Raw genomic sequence first — 15,557 nt, 5'->3', positions numbered from 1 at the left:
AGCTCCTCAGCGATTTTCGTCACGGGCGGCTGGAAATTGATCTCGTTGACGGCGGGGCCGCCCGGACTATCGCCGACTGCCAAGGCGGCATGCGCGCTGAGCAGCCCGCACGACGCCAGCACGCCCATGAGGGCTCGCTTGATTGTTTTCATAGCTTCCTTACCCAAAATTTCCATTCAAACCCTCGCCCCGTTCGACGTTCGGCTCGAGCCGCCTCAACCGCACCGCGTAAGCGCCGCGCGCAACTCGCTCGCGAACGACGCGCGCCGGTATTGCGCGAGGTGCACGCCAACCACGACCGTTTGCCCGCGCGATACCACCCTGATCGGATCGCGCGGCGACGCGCCGCGCTCGATCCGCACCCAACGCGGATTGAATTCGACCTGCGTCAACCTTTGCCCGCTCATCTGCTCGATCACGAGCCGGTTCGGATACAGCCGGATCCGTTCGTAATCGACAGCATGGCGCGCGTGAATCACGAACGCCACACCGACTGCCAGCAACTCGACGCCCGTGAACGGCAAGACCGGCCACGCGCCGCGGACGACCAGCAAACCTGCGATCGTCACCGAAAACAAAGCCAAAGACGCATAGAACCCAACGAACTGCCGCGGCGAGACTGCGCAGTTGCGCTTCATCAGCCACTCTCGAACGACGGGCTCCGCATCCGTCAGCAGGGTTGTCGCTTCCATCGCCGCCTCCCGCGCATGCCGCCAAGCACACCGCGCTATTCGGGGCCTGCCGCGCCGGATGTGGGGAACTCCGGGCGACAAACTGACGCATTATAGGCGCGTTCAATGGCATCCACAAGCAAACGGCTATCGGCCTGTAAGCCAAGCGCGACAAGCCTTTGCGCGGTTTCGGTCCGTTTTTTTACGTGCCGTCCCGCCTACTGATTTCGACCATAACGGATCGCAACTTTACGATCCGCGACAAAGCGTCGCAGCCTGCTATTTTTTGCGGGGCCAGCCCCGCGGCACATCGATCGCTACTGCCTCGGCCTGCACTCGGGCAGCAAGCTCAGCCCGGCCGGCGGCGCCCGATGTCTTCGATTCGGACGATCGCGTGCCCGTCGGCCGTCGTACGCGGCACCGCCTTCCATGCGTGGCCGTAGATCACCTCGAACGTCAGCGCGATCGTTCCGTCGTCGCGCCGCCGCGCTTCCAAAGCCTCCAGCAGCGCCGCATGCAACCGGCGTGCGCGCGCAGCGCCGCTCTCGCGGCCCGCGGCCTCCCGCCGATGCGGGTAAGCGCCCCAGCGACGCACGTCGGCAAGCAAAGAGGCGGGCGAGCGATAGGTGATCGTGATCGTCTCTTGATCCATGACCGGGATCTCGAACCCGCTTTCGACGAGCATATCGCCCAGATCGTGCATATCGACGAAATCGATCACGTGCGCCCTGCCCGGCAGGCCATGGGCGGCTTCGACCTCGGCATACGCGCCGCGTAGCTCGCGCAGCGTATCGGGGCCGAGCGTGCTGAACATCAACAAGCCGTTGGGAACCAGCACGCGCTGCCATTCGGGCAGCACGAGATCCGGGCGCGAATGCCAATGCAATGCGAGATTGGACCAAATGAAATCGAAGGCGCCGGCGGCGAACGGCAGCGCCGAGAAGTCGGCTTGAGCCAGGCGCGGTCCGCGCACGCCGAGCGAGCGCTGCAGCGCGGCCGGCAACAAGCGGCGCCAGCCGAGATCGCCGGCCGCTTGCGGGAGGGCGCGCGCCAGCATGGCACGGGACAGATCGACGCCGACGAGCGGCGCTTCGGGAAAACGCTCGCGCAGCGGCGACAGGTCGTCGCCCGCGCCGCAGCCGGCATCGAGCATGCTCGTTGGGCGCACTTTGATGTAATCGAGCCGCTCGCGCATCCGCTGGGCGATCTCGCGGGGCAGGAACGCCACCTCGCCGAACGTTGCCGCGCGGCGATCGAAAATGCGCCGCACAAGTCGGGAATCGTAGGCCGGACGGCCGGACTTTGCGGATGTGAGGGACATGGCGGTCGTACGAGCGAGGAGCCCGAAGTATACTCGCTCGCTTCGATCCGTCCAGCGAGGAAGCCCGCCCATGGCAAACGCGCCGCCCCCGTCGATTGAACGCGGCAGGCCTTGCACGTCGGGCACGGACGCACGGCCGAGCGCACGGTTCATGCCGTTCGTCAGGCGGCTGGCCGCCGTCGCGCTGCCAAGGACATGCCTGCTGTGCGGCTTATCATGCGGCACAATGCCGCACGCGCCGATCTGCCCCGCCTGCGATGCGGCGTATTGGAACGAGCCGCGTTTGCGGTGCACGGTCTGTGCGTTGCCGCTGCCCGGGCTTCGGATGCGCGCACGCGGCCCGGCTCGGTTTCGCTGCGCCGCCTGTACGCGCACGCCACCGCCGTTCGACGCGACGCTGGCACTGGCCGATTACCGTGCACCGCTCGAACGGCTGGCGCTCGGGCTCAAGTTTCGCGCGCGGCTGGCGGTTGCCCGCGAGTTCGGCGAGCGCTTGGCGCGCCTGGCCGACGACCACCCGGCCTGCACGCCGCCGCCCGACCTGCTCGCGCCGATGCCGCTCGCGCACCCGCGGCTCGTTGCGCGCGGCTTCAACCAGGCCTGGGAGATGGCACGCCCGCTGGCACGCGCACTGGGCGTGACGGCCGAGCCGACCGTGATCCGCCGCCTGGCCGACACCGCCCCGCAATCGCGGCTCGATCGCAGTGCGCGTCGGCGCAACGTCGCCACGGCATTTCGCGTCGCCCAGCCCGTGCATGGGCTGCACGTGGGTGTGGTCGACGACGTCATGACCTCGGGTGCGACGCTGGACGCGGCGGCGCGTGCCTTGAAAGCGGCGGGCGCCCGGCGCGTCACGAATTTCGTCGCGCTGCGCACGCCACAAGATTGACCCTTGAAAGCGAAACCATGTTCAACGTCGTCCTGGTCGAACCCGAAATTCCGCCGAACACCGGCAACGTCATCCGCCTTTGCGCCAACACGGGCGCACGGCTGCATCTCGTCGAGCCCCTTGGCTTTCCGCTCGACGATGCGAAGATGCGTCGTGCGGGCCTCGACTATCACGAGTATGCGCAAATGCGCGTTCACAAGAGTTGGGATGCGCTAGTCGAGCAAGAAGCGCCGGATCTGTCGCGGATGTTCGCGTTCACCACGCGTGGCTCGGGGCGGTTTCACGATTCGAGCTTCCAGCCCGGCGATTGGTTCGTCTTCGGGGCCGAGACGCGCGGCTTGCCGGCCGCACTGCTCGAACGCTTCCCGGCCGAGCAACGCGTGCGGTTGCCGATGCGGCCCGGCAATCGCAGCATGAATCTATCGAACACCGTGGCGATCGTCGTGTTCGAGGCGTGGCGTCAGATGGGATTCGAAGGCGGCGCCTGACGGCGGCCAAGCTCGGACTGATACAGCCGCAACATCGGTTCGCCGAAGCACGCGAATACGACGCGGGAAAAGCCCGGCACCGACGGCAGCCGATCGACGACCGTCTCGACGGCGATGCGCACGGCTTGTTCGGGCGGGAAGCGGTAGATGCCGCAACTGATAGCGGGGAAAGCGATGCTCGCGCAGCCGGCTTCGTGCGCGAGTTCGAGCGCGCGGCGATAACACGATGCCAGCAAACGCGGTTCGCCATGCGCACCGCCGCGCCAAACCGGCCCCACCGCATGAACGACATACTTGGCCGGCAATCGGTAACCGTGCGTGAGCTTGGCATCGCCCGTCGCACAGCCGTCGAGCGTCTCGCATTCGCGCAGCAAGTCGGGGCCGGCTGCCCGATGGATCGCGCCGTCGACACCGCCGCCGCCCAACAACGACGTATTCGCCGCGTTGACGATGGCATCGACGGCAAGCGTCGTAATGTCGGCTTCGCATGCCTCCAATCGGCACGCACCGAGCATGAGCATGGACATGACCCCTCCTCCTAGCGCGCCGCCGCGCTGCTAATCGGCCGGGCCCTTCGCGCCGACCGACTCGGCGCGCGCATCGCGGCGCAGCAGTGCGTGAACCGCATCGCGCGGCGCCACGCCGTCGAACAGAACCGCACAGACGGCCTGCGTGATCGGGACATCGACGCCGTGCGACCGCGCGATCGCCAGCACCGCCTTCGCGCACCGCACGCCTTCGGCCACGTGGCCGAGCGCCAGCAGAATATCGTCGAGTGTCCGCCCCTCGGCGAGTTGCAGCCCGACGGTACGGTTGCGCGACAAATCTCCGGTGGCGGTGAGAATGAGATCGCCGAGCCCGGTCAGCCCCGTGAATGTTTCGGGACGCCCGCCGAGCGCGACACCGAGCCGCGACATTTCCGCCAGCCCGCGTGTGATCAACGCCGCGCGCGCATTCATGCCGAGCGCGAGCCCGTCGGCGATGCCCGTGGCGATGGCCAGCACGTTCTTAACGGCGCCGCCCACCTCCACACCGACGACATCATCCCCAGTATAGATACGCATCGCGCCGTGATGAAACGCGGCCACCGTGCGGTCGCGGCAAGCGTCCGACGTGCTGGCGATCGTCAACGCCGCCGGCAGCCCGAGCGCGACTTCGCGGGCGAAGCTCGGCCCCGACAGCACGCCGATGCTCGGATGCCCGGCCAGCTCCGCCGCGACCACCTGGTGCGGCAGCAACTGCGTATCGGCTTCGAATCCTTTGCAGACCCAAACGAGATGCGCGGGCACGCATTGCGCTTCGTCGCGCATGGCCCGGCACAGCGCGCGCAGCCCCGCGACGGGCGTCGCGACGACGACGAGCGAGGTATCGTCCGCCGCATGCGCGAGCGCGGCCGGCAAATTCGCTTCGTAGCGCAGCGCGGCCGGCAGCGCGACGCCGCGCAGGTAAGGCGCGTTCTCGCGCTTGGCCGCCAATTCGGCCACGAGCGCGCCGTCGCGCGCCCACAGCACCGTATCGTGCTTGAGGCTCAGATGCGCCGCGAGCGCGGTGCCCCACGCCCCGGCCCCTAGTACAGCGACCTTCATGGCCGGCACCGCGCGCGTATCGCTCAATGCTGCGTGGCGTTTGCCGCCGCGCCGCCTTCTTGCTGGGCGTTCAACTGCGCGAGGCGCTGCTCGTAGAGCGCTTGGAAGTTGATTTCGGCCAGGTGGATCGGCGGGAAGCCGGCGCGCGTGATGGCATCGGCGATGTTCGAGCGCAGATACGGGAAGATGATCGTCGGGCAGGCAATGCCGACGAGCGGATCGACCTGCTCGGCGGGAATGTTGCGGATGTCGAAAATGCCGGCTTGCTTAGCCTCGATCAGGAAGGCGACCTTATCGCCCACCTTGGCCGTCACCGTCCCGGTCACGAGGATTTCGAAGATGCTTTCGGCGAGGCGTTCGGCCTTGACGTCGACTTCCACTTCCACGGCCGGCATGTCCTGCTCGAGGAAGATCGCGGGGGAATTCGGCTGCTCGAGCGACAAATCCTTCAGGTAGACGCGTTGGATGTTGAAGAACGGCTGGTTGTTCTGGTCCGACATGATGACTCCGATGTGTGAATGGTGCGGCGGCCGCAGGCAACCGACCGTTTTTTATGCGTCTAGCGCGCAAGCCGGCAAGCGTGCGCGCGCAACTGGCGAAACCGCAGTGGGACGGCGCATGCGCGACCGAGTAGCCGGCACGCGCCGCGCCCAAGCGCTTACGACTGACCGAGCAGCGGCATCAAGCCGCCCGCGCGATCGAGAGCGGACAGATCGTCATAGCCGCCGACATGCGTCTCGCCGATGAAAACCTGAGGGACGGTACGACGCCCCGTGCGCGTCATCATTTCCTCGCGCCGGGCCGGATCCTTGTCGATCAGAATTTTCTCGATCTGCTGAACGCCGCGCGATTTCAATAGGCGTTCGGCCATCTGGCAATAGGGGCACACCTGCGTGCTGTACATGACGACGGAATTCACTCTCGCACTCCTTTACTTGACGACCGGCATGCCGGCCTGCTGCCAGGCGCTCAAGCCGCCTTGCAGCACATGGACTTCGGTGTAGCCCGCCGCACGGACGGCGGCCGAAGCCTTGTTCGACTGCAGCCCCGTCTGGCAGACGAGCAACACCGGCGTAGCCTTATTCTTCGCGATTTGGCCGATCTTTGCTTGGAGCTCGTCGAGCGCGATGTGGCGCGCCGCGGGCACATGGCCGGCGGCGTAATCGGCTGCCGCGCGCAGATCGACGACCACCGCGTTGCGGCGGTTGATGAGCTGCGTCGCCTCGGCCGCGGAAAGCCCGCCGCGGCCCCGGCCGGCAAGCATCGGCCACAGCAGGAGCGCGCCCGAGATCACGAGCGCGGCGAGCAACACGAGGTTGGTGTAATCGGTAAAGAACGTCACGGGAATCCGTCGAAAAGTGAATAAAACGAAACGGGCAGACCCAGCATTATAAAATAACCGTTTGACGCGATGGCGCTCCCCCGTTCGGCGAGCGTCCACGCGTCGAGCGCTTCCTCACTACCGACCGACAACCTCATGTACAAGCTCGTTCTCATCCGCCACGGCGAATCGACGTGGAACAAAGAAAACCGCTTCACCGGCTGGGTCGACGTCGACCTCACCGAGCAAGGCAACCGCGAAGCGGCCCAAGCGGGGCTGCTGCTCAAGCAAGCCGGCTACACGTTCGACATCGCCTATACGTCGGTGCTCAAGCGCGCGATCCGCACGCTGTGGCACGTGCAGGACCAAATGGATCTCATGTATATCCCCGTCGTTCATTCGTGGCGCCTGAACGAGCGTCACTATGGGGCGCTCGCCGGGCTGAACAAGGGCGAGACGGCAGCCAAGTACGGCGACGAACAAGTGCTCGTCTGGCGCCGCAGCTACGACACGCCGCCGCCCGCGCTCGAGCCGACCGACCCGCGCGCGTCCTACGACGATCCGCGCTACGCGAAAGTGCCGCGCGCCGAGTTGCCGCTCACCGAGTGCCTGAAGGACACCGTCGCGCGCGTGCTGCCGATCTGGAACGAATCGATCGCGCCGGCGCTCAAGGGCGGCAAGCAGGTGCTCATCGCCGCCCACGGCAATTCGCTGCGGGCTTTGATCAAGTACCTGGATGGGATCTCCGACAGCGACATCGTCGGGCTCAACATCCCGAACGGCGTGCCGCTCGTGTACGAGCTGGACGAAGCCCTCAAGCCGATCCGCCACTACTATCTGGGCGACCAGGAGGCGATCGCCAAGGCGCAGGCCGCCGTCGCAAGCCAAGGCAAGGCCGGCTAACGCGCTCGCCTCGCCATGTCTCGCGGGCCGGCCGTATCTTGGCCAGCCGCGCGAGGCGGGCGAACCGATCGGCCCAGCGCCGGTCCAATGTGCGCCGATGCTCGTCGCGCCGGCGCGCGCTGCAGCCACGACCAGTTATACTTGACCGTCCTTCGCCCACGGCGCTCACACCCCGTTTCCCGAACGCACCAGACTCTATGCGCACGAAACTCAAGAACATCGGCTTGATCGCCGCTGGCCTCGCCACCGGCGTCTTCGCGACGCTGCAATTTTCCGCCGCGGCGCAACAACAAGCCACGACGGCACCGCTGCCGCTCGATCAGTTGCGTCTGTTCGCCGAGGTGTTCGGGCAGATCAAGCACGACTACGTCGTGCCGGTGGACGACAAGAAGCTGCTGACCGAAGCGATCAAGGGCATGGTGTCGAGCCTCGATCCGCACTCGTCCTATCTGGACAAGACGGATTATCAAGAGCTGCAAGAACAAACGAAGGGCCGCTTCGCCGGTCTCGGGATCGAGATCTCGCAGGAAGACGGCCTGATCAAGGTCATTTCGCCCATTGAAGATACGCCCGCGTTCCACGCCGGCATCCGCCCGGGCGATCTCATCACCCGCATCAACGACAAGCCCGTACGCGGCATGACGCTCGACCAGGCCGTCAAGCAAATGCGCGGCGACCCGGGCACGAAGGTCACGCTCACGATCTTCCGCAAGACCGACAGCCGCACGTTCCCCGTCACGGTCACGCGCGCGATCATCCGCGTGCAAAGCGTGAAGGCGAAGGTCCTCGCCCCCGGCTATGGCTACGTGCGCATCACGAGCTTCCAGGAACGCACGGTTCCGGACCTCGCCGCGAAGCTCGAAGATATCGCGCGCCAGCAGCCGAATCTGAAGGGCCTGGTGATCGATCTGCGCAATAACGGCGGCGGCCTGCTGCAAAGCGCCGTCGGCGTGGCCGGCGCGTTCTTGCAGCCGGGCTCGGTCGTCGTGTCGACGAACGGCCAGATCCCCGATTCGAAGCAAATCTATCGCGACACGTACGATAACTATCGCCTGCCGTCCTTCGATTCCGATCCGCTCAAGAATCTGCCGGAAATCTTCAAGTCCGTGCCGATGATCGTGCTGACGAACGCCTACTCGGCGTCGGCCTCCGAGATCGTGGCCGGGGCGCTGCAAGATCAGCACCGCGCGCTCATCATGGGCAAGACGACATTCGGCAAGGGTTCCGTGCAGACGGTGCGTCCGCTGACGGCCGATACGGCGCTGCGCTTGACCACGGCGTACTACTACACGCCGAGCGGCCGTTCGATCCAGAACAAGGGCATCCGCCCCGATATTCCGGTCGATCAATACGCCAACGGCGATCCGGACGACGCGCTCGTGACGCGCGAAGTCGATTACTCGAACCACCTTGCTAATACGCAGGATCCGAACGAGAAGAAGGAAGAGGAACAGCGCGAGAAGGATCGCATGCTCCAGCTCCAACAGCTCGAAGAGCAAAACGACAAGATGACGCCCGAGCAGCGCGAGAAAGAACGCGACCGCAAGCCGATCGAGTTCGGTTCGGCCGACGACTTCATGCTGCAGCAAGCGCTCGATAAGCTCGAAGGCAAGCCGGTTCAGTTGTCGAAGTCGATCACCGAACGCAAGCTCGCCGAAAACAAGCCGCCGCGCTCGGCGTCGGCACCGGTGGCGGTCAAGCCCGCATCGCCGGCCCTGCCCGCTTCCGCCCCGAGCAAGTAACACCGCCGCATCCGGCCTTAACCTTCGCCCCGCCCTTGCCGCCGCCCTTGCGGACAAGGCGCGCGGGCGAAGCGGCCGCCTCCCCGGCGCCATCGCTGGCCCGCCGCCATGAACGACGATCAACTCCTTCGCTACTCCCGCCACATCCTCGTCGACGAAATCGGCATCGAGGCCCAGCAGCGCTTTCTCGATGCGCACGCGATCGTGATCGGCGCGGGCGGCCTCGGCTCGCCAGCGGCCATGTATCTCGCCGCGGCCGGCGTCGGCACCTTGACGCTAGTCGATGCCGATTCGGTCGATCTCACGAACTTGCAACGGCAGATCCTGCACGCGACGGCGTCGGTCGGGCATAAGAAGGTGGAGTCGGGGCGAGAAACCCTCGCACGGTTGAACCCCGAGGTGAGCGTGCGGGCGGTGGATCAGCGTGTCGACGATGCCTGGCTCGACGCGAACGTGCCGCTCGCGACGGTCGTGCTCGACTGCACCGACAATTTCGCGACGCGCCATGCGATCAACCGCGCCTGCGCCAAGCACCGCGTGCCGCTTGTCTCGGGTGCGGCGCTGCGCTTCGATGGGCAGGTCAGCACGTTCGATTTCCGCGACGACCTTTCCCCGTGCTATGCCTGCGTCTTCCCCGAAGACCAACCGTTCGAGGAGGTCGCGTGCGCCCAAATGGGCGTATTCGCGCCGACGGTCGGCATCATCGGCACCATCCAAGCTGCCGAGGCGTTGCGCGTCATCGGCGGCATCGGCCAGACCCTGACGGGCCGGCTGATGATGCTCGATTCGCTGCGAATGGAATGGACGACGATGAAAATCGCCCGTCAGCCCGAGTGCCCCGTGTGCGGCTGTGGCGGCTGCGGCGGCTGCGGCGGCTCAAGCCTGCGCGAGACGCCGTAGCGCGGCCTGCACCTCTTCGGGCTCGAACGCCGCGAGGACGTCGGCGGCGGGCTTTTCCAGCGCCGCGAGATTCGCGCGCAAGATTTCCTGCTTGACGACGAGCAACTGGCTCGGATGCATCGAGAATTCGGTGAGCCCCATGCCGAGCAACAGCCGCGTGAGCTGCGGGTCGCCCGCCATTTCGCCGCAGACCGAAACCGGCACGCCCGCACGCTTCGCTTCGCGCAGCGTGAACGCGATCAGATGCAGCACGGCAGGATGCAGCGGGTCGTACAGATGCGCAACGGCGTTATCGGCCCGATCGATCGCCAGCGTGTACTGAATCAAGTCGTTGGTCCCGATCGACAGAAAATCGACGCGCTTCAGGAACAGCGGCAAGGCGATCGCAGCGGCCGGAATTTCGATCATCGCCCCGATCCGCACGCCCGGGTCGTACGCCAAGCCGGCATCGTCGAGCTGATGCTTGGCCTCGCGAATCAAGTCGAGCGTCTGGTCGATCTCCTGCGCATGGGCGAGCATCGGCACGAGAATGCGCACCTGCCCGAAAGCCGATGCCCGCAAAATCGCGCGCAATTGCGTGAGGAACATCTGCGGCTCGGACAGGCTCCAGCGGATTGCACGCAGCCCCAACGCCGGGTTGGGCGCGGTTTCGTAGCCGTCGACACCGATCGTGTCGAGCGGCTTATCGGCCCCGACATCGATCGTACGAATCGTCACGGGCAGGCCGCCCATGAGTTCGACGGCACGCTTGTAGGCTTCGAACTGCTCTTCCTCTTCCGGCAGCCGATCCTTGTGATTCATGAAGAGGAACTCGGTGCGAAAGAGGCCGACGCCCACCGCGCCGGCTTCGACGGCCGCGCGCGAATCCTCCGGCAATTCGATGTTGGCCAGCAGAGAAATCTTCGTCCCGCACAGCGTTTGCGTGGGCGAGAACTTCAAGCGCTGCAGCTTCTTTTGTTCGAGCAGCTTTTCGCTTTGCCGATACGAATACTCCTCGAGCACGATCGGCGCCGGATCGACGATGACGATGCCGTGATCGCCGTCGACGATGATCAAATCGTCCTGGCGGATCAACGCGCTGGCGTGCTGCACCCCGACGGCCGCCGGAATCCCGAGGCTGCGCGCGACGATCGCCGTATGCGAGGTGCGTCCGCCAAGGTCCGTCACGAAGCCTTGGAACGTTTGCGTTTTGAACTGCAGCATGTCGGCCGGCGAGATATCGTGCGCGACGACGATCATGTCGGCGCTCGAATCCGGATTGACGCCATCGACGAGCGCGGCCGCCGACGGCGCGCCCGCCAGCGCCTTCAAGATACGCTCGACCACTTGCTGCACGTCGGCCTTACGCTCGCGCAGGTATTCGTCCTCGATATCGTCGAAGTGCCGCGAAAGCCGTTCGAGCTGCTCGGTCAACGCCCATTCGACGTTGTAGCGGCGCGTGCGGATGAGATCCATCGTCTCTTGAACGAGCATGGCATCGTTCAAGATCATCGTATGGACGTTGATGAATGCGCCCACTTCGCTCGGCGCGTCGGCCGACAGGTCTTCGCTCAACCGTTCGAGTTCGCTTTGCACCGCCTTCAAGGCGGCGCGAAAGCGCTCGATCTCGCTTTCGATCTGCGGGGGATCGACGAGGTAGTGGTCGACGTCGAGCGCTGCAGGCGCGATCAGATACGCGCGCCCGATCGCGATGCCGCGGGACACCGGAATACCATGCAGCGAAAACGACACGCGCACCTCCTCGAGAGTTGTGTAATGCCGCGGAGTAATGCCGCTGCAATTGCCGATTGGACCTTAATACTCAATTATAAATTCGAGACGCTCGGCTGACTGCGTGCGGCGCAGCATCGCGCCGCCGGGCAATGCGTTGCATCATAGGAAACAAAACGCCGCGGCGCAGGCCACGGCGTTTTTCGAATCGAGCGATTCGCGCTCGATGCGCGGCGCTGGCCCCCGCGCTTATTGTCCCTCGCCGAATTTATCGGCGATGAGTTTCAGCAATGCGTCCATGGCATCGGTCTCGTCCGGGCCTTCCGTCTCGATCGTCACCGTACTGCCGATCCCGGCCGCCAGCATCATCACGCCCATGATGCTCTTTGCATTGATTCGGCGTCCGTTGCGCGTCATCCAGATTTCCGATTGATAGTTGCCGGCGAGCTGCGTCAGCTTGGCCGACGCACGGGCATGCAAACCCAACTTATTCACGATCGTCGTTTCTTTTTGCAGCATGTGCTCGTCCTGTCCTGGAAAGCGGAAAGAGAAAAATCAGTGTGCGGGGCCTTCCGGCTTGGCCTCGCTCGCGGGTCGGCTCGCGGTCTCGCTCGGTGCCGGCGGATTCGCGTTCGCGTTCGTGCCGCTCATGCCGCGTGTACCGGCACACGACTCGGCATTGACGATCGGCACGCCGGGCGCGGCGCACTCCGGCTCGCCGCGGTCGCCCGCTTGTGCCGGGGCAACGAGCGGGCCGATCGCATGCACCCCTTTCGCCGCGCCGGCCAGCGCTTTGTCGACGAGCGTATCGAGATCGCAGGCACGGTAGCAGACGCCTCGCACGAGCATCGGCAAGTTCACGCCGGCCAGCACGCGCACGGCCGGCAGCGAGGCGAGCCGGCTCGCGATATTGGCCGGCGTGGCGCCGAACATGTCCGTCAGCACGAGGGTGCCGTTCTCTTCGCGCAAACGCTCGATCTCGCTATGGGCGAACGCGACGACCTGCGCGGGATCGCTGTCGGGCAGGACGTCGATGACGCCGATGCGCGCGGGCAGCCCGCCGTAGATATGCGCGACGCACTCCTTCAACGCCGAAGCGAGCGGCGCGTGCGCGATGATCAATATGCCTGCCATGTCAGTCTTGCAACGAAAAGCGCCGCAAAGGGCCAAATCCTAACGATTCCAGGGACGAAGGCGCCGGCCATGCCGAACGCCCCGATTCGCCAATGTGCCGGCGTCCCGGTGCCGTATGCCACCGCGGACGAACGCCGGCCGCGGATGGACGGCCCGTGGCGAGCGAACCGTTTTCGAACCGTCTTGGGAGATGGGCATTGTAACAGGCGCGTCTTTCGCCCACCGCGGGCCTTAGCTAGGTCGCCTTCCTAAGCCACGGCACGCTCGAGCGCGTCGACGAACATCGCGGCGACGTCGAAGCCGGTTTGGTCCATGATCTCGCGGAAGCACGTAGGACTCGTGACGTTGACTTCGGTCAGCCAATCGCCGATCACGTCCAGGCCCACCAGCAGCAAGCCGCGCGCAGCGAGCACCGGCGCGAGCGTATCGGCGATTTCGCGATCGCGTGCGCCGAGCGGCTGCGCGACGCCGAGGCCGCCCGCCGCCAGGTTGCCGCGCACTTCGCCGCCTTGCGGAATGCGGGCGAGCGAATACGGGACGCTTTGGCCCCCAATCAGCAAGATCCGTTTATCGCCGGTGGCGATTTCAGGAATGAATTTCTGGGCCATCACCGAGCGTGCGCCGTCGTGGCTAAGCACTTCGATGATCGACCCGAGATTCATGCCTTCGCGCGTCACGCGAAACACCCCCATGCCGCCCATCCCGTCGAGCGGCTTGAGGATGATGTCGCCGTGCTCGGCATGGAAGGCGCGCAGCCGTGCCGCATCTCGCGTCACGAGCGTGGGTGCGACGAATTGCGCGAATTCGCCGATCGCCAGCTTTTCCGAGTGGTCGCGGATCGTCTGCGGTTTGTTGAACACGCGGGCGCCGGCGCGCTCGGCCAGCTCGAGCAGCCAGGTCGAGGTCACGTATTCCATGTCGAACGGCGGATCCTTGCGCATCACCACGGCCCCGAAGGACGTCAGCTTGCGATGCTCGTGCGCGCCGGCCTCGTGCCAAGGATGACGATGCAGATCGGCCGTCTCGCCGACGATGTCGATACGGCGCACCGTCGCTTCGACGCAGGACGCACTCCATGCCAGATGCTTGGGCTCGCATGCGTAGACGACATGGCCTCGGCGCGCGGCCTCCGCCATCATCGCGTAGGTCGAGTCCTTATAGATCTTGAAGTGCGCGAGCGGATCGGCGATGAAAAGAATGTCCATGAAACCCCTATTGCCCGAATGCGGGCGCTCGTTCGTTGGAGGCGTTGCGCGAGGCGCCGCTCAGACCTGAATCGCTTCCGGGTCCGTCTTCTCGAGTTCGACCGACGCGGCGAGCAGCCCGAGCCGCGCCACGACGCCATACATATAGAACCGGTTCGGCGGCGCCGCGCCGGGTTTGGCGTGCGCGTCGGGCAATGCGGTGTGTTCGAAACCGAGCGGCACGAAATGCATGCCGGGCGCGTTCAGGTTTTGATCGCGCTCGCGGCTGCCGTGCACGCGATAGAAGCCGCCCACCACGTACCGGTCGATCATGTACACGACAGGCTCGGCCACTTCCTCGCCGATCCGCTCGAAAGTGTAGACGCCTTCTTGGACGATCACGTCGCGCACTTGCAGGCCGTCTTTCGTGGCCGACATGCGCGAGCGCTCGCCCTTCGTCAGATTGGCGACTTCGGACGCGTCGTGTACGGTCATCACGCCGCGGCCGTCGGTGCCCGCATCGGATTTGATGACGACGTAGGGTTTCTCGGCAATCCCATATTCGCGGTACTTGCGCGCGATCTTCTTGATGACGGCGTCGATCGCGTCGGCCAGCGCTTGCTCGCCCGTCCGCGCCTCGAAATCGACATCCTCGACGCGCGCGAAGTACGGGTTCACCATCCACGGGTCGATCTCGACGAGCTTGGCGAACTTCTTGGCGACGTCGTCATAGCAGGAGAAATGCGTCGACTTGCGGCGCACGGCCCAACCGGCATGCAGCGGCGGCAGCACGTACTGCTCGTGCAGATTTTCGAGCACCGGCGGCAAGCCGGCCGACAAATCGTTGTTCAGCAGAATCGAGCAGGGATCGAAATTCTTCAGCCCGAGCCGGCGCGGCGTGCGTTCGAGCGGTTCGAGCACGATCTTCTGCCCGTCGGCCAGCGGAATCGTCACGGGACCGACGATGTTTTCGTCGAGCGTGCCGAAACGCACGTTCAGCCCGGCTTGGCGCATGATCATCGCGAGCCGCGCGACGTTTTCGAGGTAGAAGGCGTTGCGCGTATGCCGCTCGGGGATCACGAGCAGGTTCTTGGCATCCGGGCAGATTTTCTCGATGGAGGCCATTGCCGCTTGCACGGCGAGCGGCAGCACCTCTTCGGGGAGGTTGTTGAAGCCGCCCGGGAACAGGTTGGTATCGACGGGCGCGAGCTTGAAGCCCGCATTGCGCAGGTCGACCGAACAGTAGAAAGGCGGCGTGTGCTCCTGCCATTCGAGCCGGAACCACCGCTCGATTGCCGGCGTGGCGTCGAGGATCTTCCGCTCCAACTCGAGCAGAGGACCGTTTAACGCCGTAACTAAGTGCGGAACCATTGATTACTCGATGAACAGGGGAGAAAAAGATTGTAGAGCAATTGCCTGGCCGATTTGGGGGCGGTCGGGCGGAACGCAAGGGTATTCGGGGTTTGGAATCCTTATTGACCCGATAGAGGGTGGGGGCATGGGGGCGGGGCGGCGAGCGGATGCGCCGCGGCCGGCGCTGGGGCGCTGGGGCGCTGGCCGGGTGCGCCGTTGCAGGCGCTGGGGTGCTAACCGGATGCGCCGTAGCGGGCGGCGGGGGCGCTAACCGGATGCGCCGTAGCGGTCGGGGGGGGGGGGGGGGGGCGCCCGGCGGGGCGCGCCCGCGGGGGTTGACGACGGCGGGGCGCGC

General features: G+C 65.5%; 17 protein-coding genes and 1 pseudogene. 5 read left to right on the top strand and 13 right to left on the bottom strand.

What is annotated here, in order from left to right:
* The 3 genes and pseudogenes from ACTHN9_RS08015 to ACTHN9_RS08005 form a co-directional block, all read right to left on the bottom strand.
* Positions 1-176, bottom strand: a pseudogene (locus ACTHN9_RS08015) (cytochrome c oxidase subunit II); the annotation flags it as partial.
* Positions 177-215: 39 nt separating this feature from the next.
* Entirely contained in the window at positions 216-692 is a 477-nt protein-coding gene (locus ACTHN9_RS08010) for a DUF2244 domain-containing protein (RefSeq protein WP_440536225.1), read from the bottom strand.
* A gap of 328 nt (positions 693-1,020) precedes the next feature.
* A complete protein-coding gene (locus tag ACTHN9_RS08005; RefSeq protein WP_440536224.1) occupies positions 1,021-1,992 on the bottom strand; it encodes a methyltransferase domain-containing protein in 972 nt (323 codons plus the stop codon).
* A gap of 151 nt (positions 1,993-2,143) precedes the next feature.
* On the opposite strand from ACTHN9_RS08005, the gene ACTHN9_RS08000 reads away from it, so the two are divergent.
* Both ACTHN9_RS08000 and trmL read left to right on the top strand, forming a co-directional pair.
* Positions 2,144-2,881 carry a ComF family protein gene (locus ACTHN9_RS08000; protein WP_440536223.1) on the top strand — a complete coding sequence of 246 codons (738 nt, stop codon included), beginning with the start codon at positions 2,144-2,146 and terminating at the stop codon, positions 2,879-2,881.
* A gap of 17 nt (positions 2,882-2,898) precedes the next feature.
* Positions 2,899-3,369 carry a tRNA (uridine(34)/cytosine(34)/5-carboxymethylaminomethyluridine(34)-2'-O)-methyltransferase TrmL gene (trmL, locus tag ACTHN9_RS07995; protein ID WP_440536222.1) on the top strand — a complete coding sequence of 157 codons (471 nt, stop codon included), beginning with the start codon at positions 2,899-2,901 and terminating at the stop codon, positions 3,367-3,369.
* Here the strand turns inward: trmL and ACTHN9_RS07990 are convergent.
* The 5 genes from ACTHN9_RS07990 to ACTHN9_RS07970 form a co-directional block, all read right to left on the bottom strand.
* Positions 3,342-3,890, bottom strand: coding sequence for an O-acetyl-ADP-ribose deacetylase (locus tag ACTHN9_RS07990; protein ID WP_440536226.1), 549 nt, complete (start codon positions 3,888-3,890; stop codon positions 3,342-3,344). The two genes, trmL and ACTHN9_RS07990, sit on opposite strands and share 28 nt — an antisense overlap.
* Positions 3,891-3,926: 36 nt before the next feature.
* Positions 3,927-4,955 (bottom strand): NAD(P)H-dependent glycerol-3-phosphate dehydrogenase, encoded by a 1,029-nt coding sequence (locus ACTHN9_RS07985; RefSeq protein WP_440536221.1) that lies wholly within the window; start codon positions 4,953-4,955, stop codon positions 3,927-3,929.
* A 23-nt stretch (positions 4,956-4,978) separates the two neighbouring features.
* On the bottom strand, positions 4,979-5,455 hold the full coding sequence (secB, locus tag ACTHN9_RS07980) for a protein-export chaperone SecB (protein ID WP_440536220.1): 477 nt from the start codon (positions 5,453-5,455) through the stop codon (positions 4,979-4,981).
* Between the two features lie 158 nt (positions 5,456-5,613).
* The gene (gene grxC, locus ACTHN9_RS07975; protein WP_440536219.1) at positions 5,614-5,874 is read right to left on the bottom strand and encodes a glutaredoxin 3; all 261 of its coding nucleotides are present in this window, start codon (positions 5,872-5,874) and stop codon (positions 5,614-5,616) included.
* 12 nt (positions 5,875-5,886) lie between these two features.
* Entirely contained in the window at positions 5,887-6,297 is a 411-nt protein-coding gene (locus tag ACTHN9_RS07970; RefSeq protein WP_440536218.1) for a rhodanese-like domain-containing protein, read from the bottom strand.
* Between the two features lie 135 nt (positions 6,298-6,432).
* Here ACTHN9_RS07970 and gpmA point away from each other — a divergent pair, with 135 nt between their 5' ends.
* The 3 genes from gpmA to ACTHN9_RS07955 all read left to right on the top strand — a co-directional run bounded on the left by gpmA (position 6,433) and on the right by ACTHN9_RS07955 (position 9,821).
* Positions 6,433-7,179, top strand: coding sequence for a 2,3-diphosphoglycerate-dependent phosphoglycerate mutase (gene gpmA, locus ACTHN9_RS07965; RefSeq protein WP_440536217.1), 747 nt, complete (start codon positions 6,433-6,435; stop codon positions 7,177-7,179).
* A 197-nt stretch (positions 7,180-7,376) separates the two neighbouring features.
* Complete coding sequence (locus ACTHN9_RS07960) at positions 7,377-8,921, top strand: S41 family peptidase (RefSeq protein ID WP_440536216.1); 1,545 nt, start codon at positions 7,377-7,379, stop codon at positions 8,919-8,921.
* A 108-nt stretch (positions 8,922-9,029) separates the two neighbouring features.
* Positions 9,030-9,821, top strand: a complete 792-nt coding sequence (locus tag ACTHN9_RS07955) for a HesA/MoeB/ThiF family protein (protein WP_440536215.1) — start codon at positions 9,030-9,032, stop codon at positions 9,819-9,821.
* Here ACTHN9_RS07955 and ptsP read toward each other — a convergent pair.
* The 5 genes from ptsP to gshA all read right to left on the bottom strand — a co-directional run bounded on the left by ptsP (position 9,798) and on the right by gshA (position 15,220).
* A complete protein-coding gene (gene ptsP, locus ACTHN9_RS07950; RefSeq protein WP_440536214.1) occupies positions 9,798-11,552 on the bottom strand; it encodes a phosphoenolpyruvate--protein phosphotransferase in 1,755 nt (584 codons plus the stop codon). The two genes, ACTHN9_RS07955 and ptsP, sit on opposite strands and share 24 nt — an antisense overlap.
* Before the next feature lie 228 nt (positions 11,553-11,780).
* A complete protein-coding gene (locus ACTHN9_RS07945) occupies positions 11,781-12,050 on the bottom strand; it encodes an HPr family phosphocarrier protein (RefSeq protein ID WP_440536213.1) in 270 nt (89 codons plus the stop codon).
* 36 nt (positions 12,051-12,086) lie between these two features.
* Positions 12,087-12,665: a PTS sugar transporter subunit IIA gene (locus ACTHN9_RS07940; protein ID WP_440536212.1), complete on the bottom strand. Its 579-nt coding sequence runs from the start codon at positions 12,663-12,665 to the stop codon at positions 12,087-12,089.
* A 248-nt stretch (positions 12,666-12,913) separates the two neighbouring features.
* Positions 12,914-13,870, bottom strand: a complete 957-nt coding sequence (gene gshB / locus ACTHN9_RS07935; protein WP_440536211.1) for a glutathione synthase — start codon at positions 13,868-13,870, stop codon at positions 12,914-12,916.
* A gap of 60 nt (positions 13,871-13,930) precedes the next feature.
* On the bottom strand, positions 13,931-15,220 hold the full coding sequence (gene gshA / locus ACTHN9_RS07930) for a glutamate--cysteine ligase (RefSeq protein ID WP_440536210.1): 1,290 nt from the start codon (positions 15,218-15,220) through the stop codon (positions 13,931-13,933).
* Positions 15,221-15,557: the final 337 nt, after the last annotated feature.

Source organism: Trinickia sp., assembly GCF_051953405.1.
Classification (GTDB): domain Bacteria; phylum Pseudomonadota; class Gammaproteobacteria; order Burkholderiales; family Burkholderiaceae; genus Trinickia.
The sequence above is the reverse complement of the archived record's forward strand: the minus strand, read 5'-3'. Positions and strand labels throughout refer to the sequence as shown.

Excerpts from the sequence above, each read along its gene's own strand:
- ACTHN9_RS08010 (WP_440536225.1), bottom strand. The coding sequence starts at position 692 with ATGGAAGCGACAACCCTGCTGACGGATGCGGAGCCCGTCGTTCGAGAG.
- ACTHN9_RS08005 (WP_440536224.1), bottom strand. The coding sequence starts at position 1,992 with ATGTCCCTCACATCCGCAAAGTCCGGCCGTCCGGCCTACGATTCCCGA.
- ACTHN9_RS08000 (WP_440536223.1), top strand. The coding sequence starts at position 2,144 with ATGCCGTTCGTCAGGCGGCTGGCCGCCGTCGCGCTGCCAAGGACATGC.
- trmL (WP_440536222.1), top strand. The coding sequence starts at position 2,899 with ATGTTCAACGTCGTCCTGGTCGAACCCGAAATTCCGCCGAACACCGGC.
- ACTHN9_RS07990 (WP_440536226.1), bottom strand. The coding sequence starts at position 3,890 with ATGCTCATGCTCGGTGCGTGCCGATTGGAGGCATGCGAAGCCGACATT.
- ACTHN9_RS07985 (WP_440536221.1), bottom strand. The coding sequence starts at position 4,955 with ATGAAGGTCGCTGTACTAGGGGCCGGGGCGTGGGGCACCGCGCTCGCG.
- secB (WP_440536220.1), bottom strand. The coding sequence starts at position 5,455 with ATGTCGGACCAGAACAACCAGCCGTTCTTCAACATCCAACGCGTCTAC.
- gpmA (WP_440536217.1), top strand. The coding sequence starts at position 6,433 with ATGTACAAGCTCGTTCTCATCCGCCACGGCGAATCGACGTGGAACAAA.
- ACTHN9_RS07960 (WP_440536216.1), top strand. The coding sequence starts at position 7,377 with ATGCGCACGAAACTCAAGAACATCGGCTTGATCGCCGCTGGCCTCGCC.
- ACTHN9_RS07955 (WP_440536215.1), top strand. The coding sequence starts at position 9,030 with ATGAACGACGATCAACTCCTTCGCTACTCCCGCCACATCCTCGTCGAC.
- ACTHN9_RS07945 (WP_440536213.1), bottom strand. The coding sequence starts at position 12,050 with ATGCTGCAAAAAGAAACGACGATCGTGAATAAGTTGGGTTTGCATGCC.
- ACTHN9_RS07940 (WP_440536212.1), bottom strand. The coding sequence starts at position 12,665 with ATGGCAGGCATATTGATCATCGCGCACGCGCCGCTCGCTTCGGCGTTG.
- gshB (WP_440536211.1), bottom strand. The coding sequence starts at position 13,870 with ATGGACATTCTTTTCATCGCCGATCCGCTCGCGCACTTCAAGATCTAT.
- gshA (WP_440536210.1), bottom strand. The coding sequence starts at position 15,220 with ATGGTTCCGCACTTAGTTACGGCGTTAAACGGTCCTCTGCTCGAGTTG.